Annotated in this window: 6 protein-coding genes; all 6 read left to right on the plus strand. The window is 41.1% G+C overall.

Features of this window, described 5'->3' with window-relative positions:
* Window positions 1–2,669: carbamoyl-phosphate synthase large subunit (gene carB, locus ACJML3_RS04915; RefSeq protein WP_406021120.1), on the plus strand; the 2,669-nt coding region annotated here is incomplete at its 5' end.
* A 158-nt stretch (window positions 2,670–2,827) separates the two neighbouring features.
* Complete coding sequence (locus ACJML3_RS04920) at window positions 2,828–3,325, plus strand: GNAT family N-acetyltransferase (protein ID WP_406021122.1); 498 nt, start codon at window positions 2,828–2,830, stop codon at window positions 3,323–3,325.
* Between the two features lie 365 nt (window positions 3,326–3,690).
* Window positions 3,691–5,100, plus strand: a complete 1,410-nt coding sequence (gene glnA, locus ACJML3_RS04925) for a glutamate--ammonia ligase (RefSeq protein ID WP_406021124.1) — start codon at window positions 3,691–3,693, stop codon at window positions 5,098–5,100.
* A gap of 112 nt (window positions 5,101–5,212) precedes the next feature.
* Window positions 5,213–9,799, plus strand: coding sequence for a glutamate synthase large subunit (gene gltB / locus ACJML3_RS04930; protein WP_406021126.1), 4,587 nt, complete (start codon window positions 5,213–5,215; stop codon window positions 9,797–9,799).
* Window positions 9,799–11,244, plus strand: a complete 1,446-nt coding sequence (locus tag ACJML3_RS04935; RefSeq protein WP_406021128.1) for a glutamate synthase subunit beta — start codon at window positions 9,799–9,801, stop codon at window positions 11,242–11,244. Before gltB ends, ACJML3_RS04935 begins: the two co-directional genes overlap by 1 nt.
* Before the next feature lie 253 nt (window positions 11,245–11,497).
* On the plus strand, window positions 11,498–11,840 hold a 343-nt coding region (locus ACJML3_RS04940), incomplete at its 3' end, for a Glu/Leu/Phe/Val dehydrogenase dimerization domain-containing protein (protein WP_406021130.1).

Raw genomic sequence — 11,840 nt, forward strand, 5'->3', positions numbered from 1 at the left:
ATGAAATCTGTAACAAAGGTTTAGAGCTATCACCAACCCACGAATTATTAATTGACGAGTCATTAATCGGCTGGAAAGAGTACGAGATGGAGGTTGTTCGTGATCGCAAGGACAACTGCATTATCGTTTGCTCTATTGAGAACCTTGACCCAATGGGTATTCATACTGGTGACTCAATCACTGTTGCTCCAGCACAGACTCTAACCGACAAAGAATATCAGATTATGCGTGATGCAGCTATGGCTGTTTTACGTGAAATCGGTGTTGAGACCGGTGGTTCTAACGTTCAGTTCGGTATCAATCCAAATAATGGCCGTATGGTTATTATTGAGATGAACCCTCGTGTATCACGTTCATCAGCTTTAGCTTCTAAGGCGACTGGTTTCCCTATTGCTAAGATTGCTGCTAAACTTGCTGTTGGCTATACACTTGATGAGTTAGGCAATGATATTACAGGTGACAAGACACCTGCATCATTCGAGCCTAGCCTTGACTATGTTGTAACCAAGATCCCTCGTTTCAACTTTGAGAAATTCCCAAATTCAGATGATCGTCTAACAACTCAGATGAAGTCTGTAGGTGAGGTTATGGCTATTGGCCGTACCTTCGAGGAATCATTACAGAAAGCTCTTCGCGGTCTTGAAACCGGCAAGTTAGGTTTCGATCCAAGACTTGATATGAGCAAGCCTGATGCAAGACAGAAGCTTTTACATGAGCTTGAGAATGCTGGCGCTCACAGAATCTGGTACCTTGGTGATGCATTCCGCTTAGGTATGACTGTTGAAGAGGTGTTCGACTATACAAAGATTGATCCTTGGTTCTTAGTTCAGATCAAGGAGATCATCGATATCGAACAGTCTTTACAGGATAAGACATTAAAGTCAATCGATGCAGAACAGATGAAGGATCTCAAATCAAGAGGCTTCTCTGATGCTCGTCTTGCAACACTGTTAAAGACAACAGAAGATCAGGTTCGTCAGCGTCGTTGGTTATTTGAGGTATTCCCAACTTACAAGAGAGTTGATACCTGTGCTGCTGAATTTGCAACATCTACTGCATATATGTACTCAACATATGAGCAGGAGTGTGAGGCTCGTCCAACAGATAAGAAGAAGGTTATCGTTCTTGGTGGTGGTCCTAACCGTATTGGTCAGGGTATCGAATTTGATTACTGCTGTGTTCATGCTTCAATGGCTCTTCGCGAAGACGGCTATGAATCAATCATGGTTAACTGCAACCCAGAAACAGTTTCAACTGACTATGACATCTCAGACAGACTATACTTTGAGCCTGTAACACTTGAAGATGTTCTTGAAATTGCAAGAATCGAGAAGCCTGTTGGCGTTATCGTTCAGTTCGGTGGTCAGACCCCATTAAAGCTTGCTAAGAAATTAGAGCAAGAAGGTGTACCTATCATTGGTACTTCACCTGATGATATTGATCGTGCAGAAGACAGAAAGCTGTTCCAGGAAGTTGTTAACAAGCTCAATCTGTTACAGCCTCGTAACGGTACTGCTACATCTTTAGCTCAGGCTGTTGAAGTTGCAAATGACATCGGTTATCCATTAGTTGTTCGTCCATCATACGTATTAGGTGGCCGTGCAATGGAAGTTGTATATGGTGAAGAAGATCTTCGTCATTATTTTGCTGAAGCTGTTAAGGTTTCAAACAAATCACCTGTTCTGTTAGATAAGTTCCTTGATCATGCAACAGAAATCGACGTTGATGCTGTAGCTGACGGTAAGGATGTTGTTATCGGTGGTATCATGGAGCACGTTGAGGAATGTGGTGTTCACTCAGGTGATGCATCATGTGTTCTTCCTCCATATCACCTCTCAGAGCAGATGATTGAGAGAATCACAAAGATTTCAAAAGAGCTTGCTCTTGCACTTAACGTTAAGGGCTTAATGAACGTTCAGCTTGCTATCCGTGAGGATAACATCTACTTAATCGAGGTAAACCCTCGTGCAGCTAGAACAGTTCCTTTCGTTTCAAAGGCTACTGGTTTACCTTTAGCTAAGATTGCGGCAAGAGTTATGACTGGTATGACTTTAGCTGAGCAGGGAATCACTCATGAGGTAATTCCTCCATACTTCTCTGTTAAGGAAGTAGTATTGCCATTTGCTAAATTCCCAGGCTCTGATCCTTTATTAGGACCAGAAATGAGATCAACAGGTGAGACCATGGGTACTGCCATGACCTTCCCTGAGGCTTATGCAAAGGCTCAGTTAGCAGCTAAGTCACCTATTCAGAGAAAGGGAACTATCCTTCTTTCAATCAAGAAGTCAGATCAGGATAGACTTGCTCAGTTAGGTAAGCTTCTTGTTGCAGCAGGATTCAAGTTAGAAGCAACCAAGGGTAGCTGTGAGGTATTAAACGCTGCTGGTCTTGAGTGCACAAGAGTTAACAAGGTATACGAAGGCAGACCAAATCTTCTTGATTTCATTAAGTCAGGCCGTTATGACTGGATCATTAACACAACTGAAGGTCGTCAGTCTGTTGAGGATTCAAGATCATTACGTCGTAGCTGCTTAAGATATGGTATCACCTATACCACAACTCTTAATGCTGCATTTGCAAGCATTGAAGCTGTTGCTGCTGACGAATATGCATCTGTACACTCATTACAGGAACTGCATAAGTTAGTAAACGACAAATATTCAAAATAATTTGTATTCATATATCACCTTATGCCCTGCTTTGATGCAGGGCTTTTTTTGCCCCAAAAATTTTGATCACAAGCATTGATCTTCAACTATCTTTTCAAAAAATAAGGAAAATTAACCAATTCTTTCTATACTGAAAATATCAGAACAAGGAGGCTGTTATGATTGAAATTAGAAAGGCTACCGGTGAAGATATTCTAGTCCTCAGAGAATTGGCCAAAAAGATTGTTCCAGATGCATTTAAAAGTACTCTTAATACATCACAGATAGATTACATGCTAGACAAGTTCTATTCGCAAAAAGCACTAACTGATGCTTTTGATAAAGGACAAATCTACTTTATTGCAAACTATGATGGTGAGGATACTGGACTTATCTCTTTCATTGAACAGGGACCAAATCTGTATTTAATGCAGAAGATTTATGTAGAGATAAAGAATCAGAATAAAGGAATAGGCTCTGCTCTACTTGAAAAAGTAAAAGATCATATCCTTAAGAAAGATAATAGTGATTTTACTCTTGAACTAATTATCAACCGTCATAATCCGGGGCTATCCTTTTACAAAAACAGAGGTTTTATAAAAGTAAGAGATCAGGGACTTGATATGGAGGAGTTCTACATAAACGAGGAAATCTATTCGCTATTAGTAAAAAAATAGAAAAAATGAGCAAAATTTGTGAAAAATTTAAGATCATTTTTGGTGCATGCATATAATTTGAGCAAATTGTTTTGATTTTAACTTTCTTCTTAAATATCAATTACTTATGTCATATTTAGGTAATTGATATTTTTTATTTTTCATACCAGAAATATACACTCTCTTCTTTTTAGTTTTTTATCTATTTGATTTATAAAGGATTAATAATATTCGCACCATTTTACAACATATAGTAAAATATAATGGGTTGTTTTAGTGCTAAAGCAAATATACTTTGACAGAATTCACTAATACCACGAAAATCTAATCAAAAGTTAATCACGGGTACTAAGTACTCATTCATTAGATAAATTAGGAGCATCTAAATGGATTTTAATGCAGTAAGCGATCTCATCAATAAGAACGGTGTAGTTTTTGCTGATTTAAGATTTACAGATACTAAGGGTAAAGAACAGCACATTACTTTACCAATCGAGTGCATCGATGAAAAATTCTTCGATCAGGGCAAAATGTTCGACGGTTCATCAATCGCTGGCTGGCGTGGTATTGATAAGTCAGACATGATCTTAATGCCTGATATCGAAACAGTTCAGTTAGACCCATTCTATGCTGATCCAACTATCATCGTTCGCTGCGATATCTTAGAGCCTCAGACATTAACAGGTTACGACCGTGACCCACGTTCTGTTGCAAAGCGTGCTGAAGAGTACTTAAAGTCAACCGGTATCGGTGACGTAGCATTCTTTGGTCCAGAGCCAGAGTTCTTCTTATTCGATGACGTTCGTTTCAAGTCAGATATTTCAGGTTCAATGGTTGCTATCGATGATATCGAAGCCGCTTGGAACTCTTCTACTGAATACGAAGGTGGTAACAAGGGCTACCGTCCATCAGTTAAGGGTGGTTACTTCCCAGTTCCTCCAGTAGATTCATCACAGGACATCCGTTCTGCAATGTGTAAGGTAATGGCTCAGATGGGCTTAAAGATTGAAGCTCACCACCACGAAGTTGCTACTGCAGGTCAGAACGAGATTGCAACCGAGTTTAACTCATTAACCAAGAAAGCTGACGAAGTACAGATTTACAAGTATGTAGTTCAGAATGTTGCAAACCAGTACGGCAAGACCGCTACCTTCATGCCAAAGCCAATTTTTGGTGACAACGGTTCAGGTATGCACTGCCACCAGTCAATCGGTAAGGATGGCAAGAACATCTTCGCTGGCAACTTATACGGCGGCTTATCACAGGAAGCTTTATGGTACATCGGTGGTATCATCAAACATGCTAAGGCATTAAATGCTTTCACAAACCCATCAACTAACTCATACAAGCGTTTAGTTCCTGGTTTCGAGGCTCCTTTAATGTTAGCTTACTCTGCTGCTAACCGTTCAGCTTCAATCCGTATTCCATATGCAATCAATCCTAAGACTGCTCACATCGAGGTTCGTTTCCCTGATTGTACAGCAAACCCATACTTAGCATTCGCTGCTATGTTAATGGCTGGTCTTGACGGTATCTTAAACAAGATTGAACCAGGTGAGGCAATGGATAAGAACCTATATGACCTACCTCCAGAGGAGGCAGCAAACATTCCTCAAGTTTGTGGTTCATTAGATGAAGCTCTAAAGGCTCTTAAGGCTGACAACGAGTTCTTAAAGCAGGGCGGCGTATTCTCAGATGATATGATCGAAGCATACATCGAGTTAAAGGCTGCTGAAGACACAAGAGTTCGTTCAACCCCACATCCAGCTGAGTTTGAACTTTACTACTCACTATAAAAACAATAATTTATAGGGTTAAATAATCCCCATAAAAATGGGGAAAATCGCGAAAAGGGCCCTGTATAGGGCCCTTTTTGTATCTATACAACACGCAAAAAAGGTAATTATAATGGCTAACTCTGGCTTATACAGAAGTGAAAATGAGCATGACGCATGTGGCGTTGGTCTTATTGCACATATTAAAGGACAAAAGAGCCATAGCATCGTGAGTCAAGGTCTTGAGGTTTTAAAGAACCTTACACACCGTGGCGCAGTAGGTGCTGATCCTCTTCAAGGTGATGGCGCTGGTATTCTGATTCAGATCCCTGATCAGGTTTTCCGCGATGACATGATGACAAAAGGCATCAAACTACCATCTCCAGGAGAATACGGCGTTGGTATGGTTTTCCTTCCTCGTGAAGAAGCATCACGCCATGCTTGTCAGGAAGAAATCGAAAGAGCAATTCTTGCTGAAGGTCAGATCCTACTAGGCTGGAGAGATGTTCCTCTAAATGAGGATATTCCAATGAGCCCTGTAGTCAGAGAGAAAGAGCCTGTAATCAAGCAGGTTTTTGTTGGCCATTCACCAGATGTTCTAGTTACAGATGCTTTAGAAAGAAAGCTTTACATTATCAGAAAGACCAGCTCTATTGCTATCTCAAATCTAAAATTAAAGCACTGCAAGGAATTCTATATTCCATCATTCTCTGCAAGAACCATCGTATATAAGGGTCAGCTTTTAGCAGATCAGGTTGGCGAATACTACAAGGATCTGACAGACAGTCGCTGTACATCAGCTATTGCTTTAATCCACCAGAGATTCTCAACAAATACATTCCCTCAGTGGTCACTTGCTCATCCATTCAGAATGATTGCCCACAATGGTGAAATCAACACATTAAGAGGTAACTTCAACTGGATTAAGGCTCGTGAAAAGAATATTTCATCCCCTGTATTCGGTCAGGATTTAGAAAAGCTATGGCCTTTAATTTTCCAGGGTCAGTCTGATTCTGCATCATTTGACAACGTATTTGAGCTTCTGACCATGTCAGGTTACTCTCTTGCACAGGCTGCAATGATGATGATTCCATCTGCATGGGAAAAAGATACCTTAATGTCTCCAAAGCTAAAAGCATTCTATGAATACTATGCTGCAATGATGGAGCCATGGGACGGTCCTGCTGCTGTTGCATTTACTGACGGTCGTCAGGTTGGTGCTACCCTTGATAGAAACGGACTTCGTCCTGCAAGATATATCATTACAAAGGATGATCTTGTAATTCTTGCATCTGAAGAAGGTACATTAAAGATTGATGAGAGCCGCGTTGCAAGACACTGGAGACTTGAGCCAGGTCGCATGCTCTTAATCGATACTGAGCAGGGAAGAATCATTGATGATCAGGAAATCAAGAATTCTCTTGCTACAGCAAAACCATATCAGGAGTGGACTGACAAGGTAAGGATCAAGTTAACAGATATCAACGAGGAGCCTTCAGCTCCAGAGCTGAATCTGACAACTAAGGCTTTAATGGGTGTATTCGGCTATACAAGAGAAGATGTTGAAAGACTGATAAAGCCAAAGGCTATTTCAGGTCAGGAGCCAGTACTGTCAATGGGTAACGATGCTCCATTAGCTGTTCTTTCAAACAACTCAAAGAGCCTTTACGATTATTTCAGACAGCTGTTTGCTCAGGTTACAAACCCAGCTATCGATCCTATCCGTGAAGAGATGGTTACATCACTTGTATCATTCATTGGTCCAAGACCTGACCTATTAAATATCATGGATAACAATCCACCTGTAAGATTAGAGGTTCAGCAGCCTATTCTTGATTCTGTACAGATGGAAAAGATCAGAAACATCAGCAAGTTTACTGGTAACAAGTTCAGATCTAAGGTACTTGATATCACCTACCCAATTTCATGGGGTAAGAACGGTATTGAAGCTCGTTTAGCTTCAATCAGAGCAGCTGCTGTTGATGCAGTAAAGACAGGTAACAATATCATTATTCTGTCAGATAGAAAGGTATCAAGAGACAGACTTGCAATTCCTGCTCTATTAGCTACTTCTGCAGTTCATCTATGCTTAGTTGAACACGGTCTTAGAACAAGCACTGGTCTTGTAGTTGAAACTGGTTCTGCAAGAACTGTTCATCAGTTTGCTCTTCTTGGTGGCTACGGTGCTGAAGCAATTCATCCATATGTTGCTCTAAAGGTAGTATCAGAGCTTGCACCAGATGAGAAGACTGCAAAGGTATACAGAGAAAACTACATCCACGCTATCGATAAGGGTCTATACAAGACTATGGCTAAGATGGGTATCTGTACCTATATGTCATATATCGGTGCTCAGATCTTCGAGGCTGTAGGTCTTTCTTCAGAGTTTGTTGAAAAATACTTCACCAACACTCCAAGCCCTATTGAAGGTGTTAACCTGTTTGATGTTGCTCAAGAAGCTGTTGATACACATATCAATGCTTTCAAGAAGCTTGATATTGAGGATGTAACATTAGCTCAAGGTGGCGATCTCAACTGGAGAGCAGACGGTGAGCAGCATATGTGGACTCCTGATGCTGTAGTACATCTTCAGCGTTCTGTTCGTACTGGCTCTTATGATGAATATAAACAGTATGCAAACATCATTAACGATCAGTCAAAGAGACTGATGACAATCAGAGGTCTTTTCAAGTTCAAGGATACTACTCCTGTAGATATCAGTGAAGTTGAAAGCGAGGAAAGCATTATCCACCGTTTTGCATGTTCTGCAATGTCTATGGGTGCTATTTCAACTGAAGCACATACCACTATGGCTATTGCAATGAACCGTATGGGTGCTATGTCAAACTGCGGTGAAGGCGGTGAAGATCCAAGACGTAATGCAATTATCACTAAGGAAACCTCAACAAAGGAAATTCTTGGTGACGACGTTGTAGTTGATATTCCTCTTCACAAGGGCGATTCATTACGTTCAAGAACCAAGCAGGTTGCATCAGGTAGATTCGGTGTAACAACTGATTATCTATCATCAGCTGATTTAATTCAGATTAAGCTAGCTCAGGGTGCAAAGCCAGGTGAGGGTGGTCAGCTTCCAGGCCACAAGGTTTCAAAGTATATCGGTAAGTTAAGACATTCACTGCCAGGTATCGGTCTGATTTCACCTCCACCACATCACGATATCTACTCAATTGAGGATTTAGCTCAGCTGATCTTTGATCTGAAGCTTGCAAATACCAAGGCTGATATCTCAGTAAAATTAGTATCTGAGGTTGGTATCGGTACAGTTGCAGCAGGTGTAGCTAAGTGTAAGGCAGACCACATTGTAATTTCAGGTCACGACGGTGGTACCGGTGCAGCTCCAGCTTCATCAGTAAAGCATGCAGGTTCAGCTTGGGAAATCGGTCTTGCTGATGTTCAGCAGACTCTGGTTATGAACAAGCTTCGTTCACGTGTTACTCTGCAGGTTGACGGTCAGATTAAGACTGGTCGTGACGTTGTAATCGGTGCATTACTTGGTGCTGATGAATTCGGTTTCGGTACTGCTCCACTAGTATGTATGGGTTGTACCATCATGCGTAAGTGCCAGAAGAATACCTGTCCTACCGGTATTGCAACACAGGATCCAGAACTTAGAAAGCAGTTCATGGGTACACCTGAGCAGTTAGAGAACTACTTCCACTATGTTGCACGTGAAGTAAGAGAGCTTATGGCACAGCTTGGCTTCAAGAAGTTTGAAGACATGATTGGTCATGCTGAACTTCTTGAGAAGATTGACGAGGAAAACTTCGTTAAGGCAAGAAACTTAAGCTTTGAAAAGATCTTCTTTAAAGATCCAGCTCTAAAAGAAGAGCCTACACGCCATGAAATCGTTCAGGTTCACGATATCGATAAGGCTCTTGATAAGCAGTACGAAAAGCAGGTTCTTGATGCAGTTCAATCAGGTAAGCCACTTACAATTTCAACAACTGTTGTCAATGTAAACCGCTCTGTAGGTACATACACATCAGGCGTTATTGCAAAGACTGAGAAGAAACTTGATGATAACTTCATTACCTTCAATCTAACAGGTACTGCAGGTCAGTCATTCGGTGCTTTCCTAGAAAAGGGTGTTACCTTGAAACTTTCAGGTCTTGCAAATGACTATGTAGGTAAGGGTATGTCAGGCGGTATTATCAGTGTTTCAAAGAACCCATCATTTGATGGTGATCCTCTTGAGAACATCATTGGTGGTAATACATGTCTTTACGGTGCAACATCAGGTCAGGCATATTTCAGTGGTGTGACCGGCGAGCGTTTCTCTGTAAGAAACTCAGGTGCCGATGCTGTTGCTGAAGGCTGTGGCGACCATGGCTGTGAATATATGACAGGTGGTACCGTTGTAATTCTTGGCAGAACCGGCAGAAACTTTGCTGCAGGTATGTCAGGTGGTATGGCATATATCTATGACCCTGACAATACATTCAGATCAAAGCTTGCAAAGGGTGAGTTCTACGTTTCAAACGTTGTTAAAGCTTCAAAAGCAGATTTATCTGTACCTCTACACAAGAATATGTCAGATGAGCAGGTTCTAAAAGATCTGTTAACTAAACATCTGAGCTATACAGGAAGTAACCAGGCAAAGAAGATCTTAGAGAACTTCGATGTTGAACTTGGTAAGTTCGTTAAGGTATTCCCTGTTGAATATTTCAACGCTCTAAAGGCTATGAAGGAGGCACAATAATGGGCTTTTTAAGAGGTTTTATTGAATTTGAAAGAATCGAGCAGAGCCATGTACCTGTTGAAGAGCGTGTTAAGAGCTTCTGTGAAATTTACGGCACTTTAAGTGATGAAGAGGCAAAGATTCAGGCTGGACGCTGCATGGACTGCGGCATCCCATTCTGTATGCATCAGTGTCCTCTGCACAATGATTCACCTGACTTTAACGAATTTGTATCTCAAGGTCAGATGTCAAAGGCCTACAACGTACTTAGTGCTACAAATAATTTCCCGGAGATTACAGGTCGTATCTGCCCTGCTCTTTGTGAGGAAGGCTGTACACTTGGTATTCACAGACAGAGTGTTGGCATCAAGTCTGTTGAGAGAAAAATTGCTGAATATGCTTTTGAAAACGGTCTTGTAAAGCCAGTTTTAACAAAGCGTACAGGTAAAAAGGTTGCAGTTGTGGGCTCAGGCCCTGCTGCCCTTGCAGCTGCAGCTCAGTTAAACCGTTTTGGCCACGATGTAACTGTCTTTGAAAAGATGAACAAGATTGGTGGTCTGTTACGTTATGGTATTCCTGATTTCAAACTTCCAAAGGAAATCTTAGACAGACGTATTGCAATCTTGCAGCAAGAAGGTATTACCTTCAAGACTTCAACAATAGTTGGTGCAAGAAAAGATCTTGAAAATGGTGTTCACAATGATTCTTTAACAGAAGTAAGAGCTCAGGAGCTTTTAGATAGCTTTGATGCTGTTGTTTTAGCTCCAGGTTCAGAGACACCTCGCGATCTTAAGTTACCTGGTAGAGAGTTAAAGGGAATTTACTTTGCTCTTGATTTTCTGATTGCCCAGAACCGAGAAAACAACGGTGACTGCCCTAACCCAATTGATGTAAAGGGTAAGAACGTTGTTGTTATCGGCGGTGGTGAAACTGCATCAGACTGCATTGGTGTATCAGTAAGAAAAGGCGCTAAGTCTGTAACTCAGCTTGATTACCATGATGAGCTTCCAGAGAGTGTTGATCCTGCTGTTGCATGGCCTGATTGGAGAAAGATCAAGAGAACATCTACCTCTCATGAAGAAGGTTGTACAAGAATGTTCTCAACAAACACTACTGCATTCACCGGCAAAGACAAGCTTGAGGCTGTACAGACTCAGAAAGTTAAGTGGGGTGTTGGCAGACAGTTTAGTGGAATTGAGGGAACACAAAGCAGTATTGACGCAGATGTTGTTCTGATTGCTATGGGTTATTCACATCCATCATCTGCTCTTATCAGAGAATTCAATCTTGAAACTGATAAGCGTGGAAACATCAAGGCCTCCGTTGAAGGTCCTGATGCATACAGAACATCAAATGAGAAGGTATTTGCAGCCGGCGACGGTAGAAAAGGTCAGTCACTAGTTGTATACGCTATTGCTGAAGGCCGTGCATGTGCTGATGCTGTAAATAACTATCTGAATCGCTAAAAATTTGCCTGTTGGTAGTTGCCTTCTGTAAGTCTCTTACAGAAGGCTTTTTTTATATCCTTTTTTCCTTTTTGAAAGATAAAATCAGCCTTTGTTCAGAGCTTGCACCAAAATTACGCTCATTTTTTGTGCAGTTTTGCACAAAATTAGTGAGTTTTCCATTTATGGTTGCATGGTTTTGATAAGAAATGTAAATTTATAAAAAATTTTCTTTACATAATAATTTTACTAACAGGTAATCAAGGAGACAGAAATGTCATATACTCAGAGAGTTTTAGCTTCTTTAAAGGCTAAATATCCATTCCAGCCAGAATTCCTACAGGCTGCAGAAGAAATCCTAACAACTTTAGAGCCAGTAGTTGCTAAAGAGCCTAAGTACGAGAAGTACAAGATCTTAGAGCGTATGGTTGAGCCTGAGAGAACTATCTCTTTCCGCGTTGAGTGGGTTGATGACAAGGGTGAAGTTCAGGTTAACAAGGGTTACCGTGTACAGTTCAACTCTGCAATCGGTCCTTACAAGGGTGGTATCCGTTTACACCCAACTGTAAATGAGGGCGTATTAAAGTTCTTAGGTTTAGAGCAGATCTTAAAGAACT

This window comes from Succinivibrio sp. (genome assembly GCF_045124615.1).
GTDB classification, from domain to species: Bacteria; Pseudomonadota; Gammaproteobacteria; order Enterobacterales; family Succinivibrionaceae; genus Succinivibrio; species Succinivibrio faecicola.

Coding starts and splice junctions, on each gene's coding strand:
- gltB (WP_406021126.1), top strand. CDS start 5,213: ATGGCTAACTCTGGCTTATACAGAAGTGAAAATGAGCATGACGCATGT.
- ACJML3_RS04920 (WP_406021122.1), top strand. CDS start 2,828: ATGATTGAAATTAGAAAGGCTACCGGTGAAGATATTCTAGTCCTCAGA.
- ACJML3_RS04935 (WP_406021128.1), top strand. CDS start 9,799: ATGGGCTTTTTAAGAGGTTTTATTGAATTTGAAAGAATCGAGCAGAGC.
- glnA (WP_406021124.1), top strand. CDS start 3,691: ATGGATTTTAATGCAGTAAGCGATCTCATCAATAAGAACGGTGTAGTT.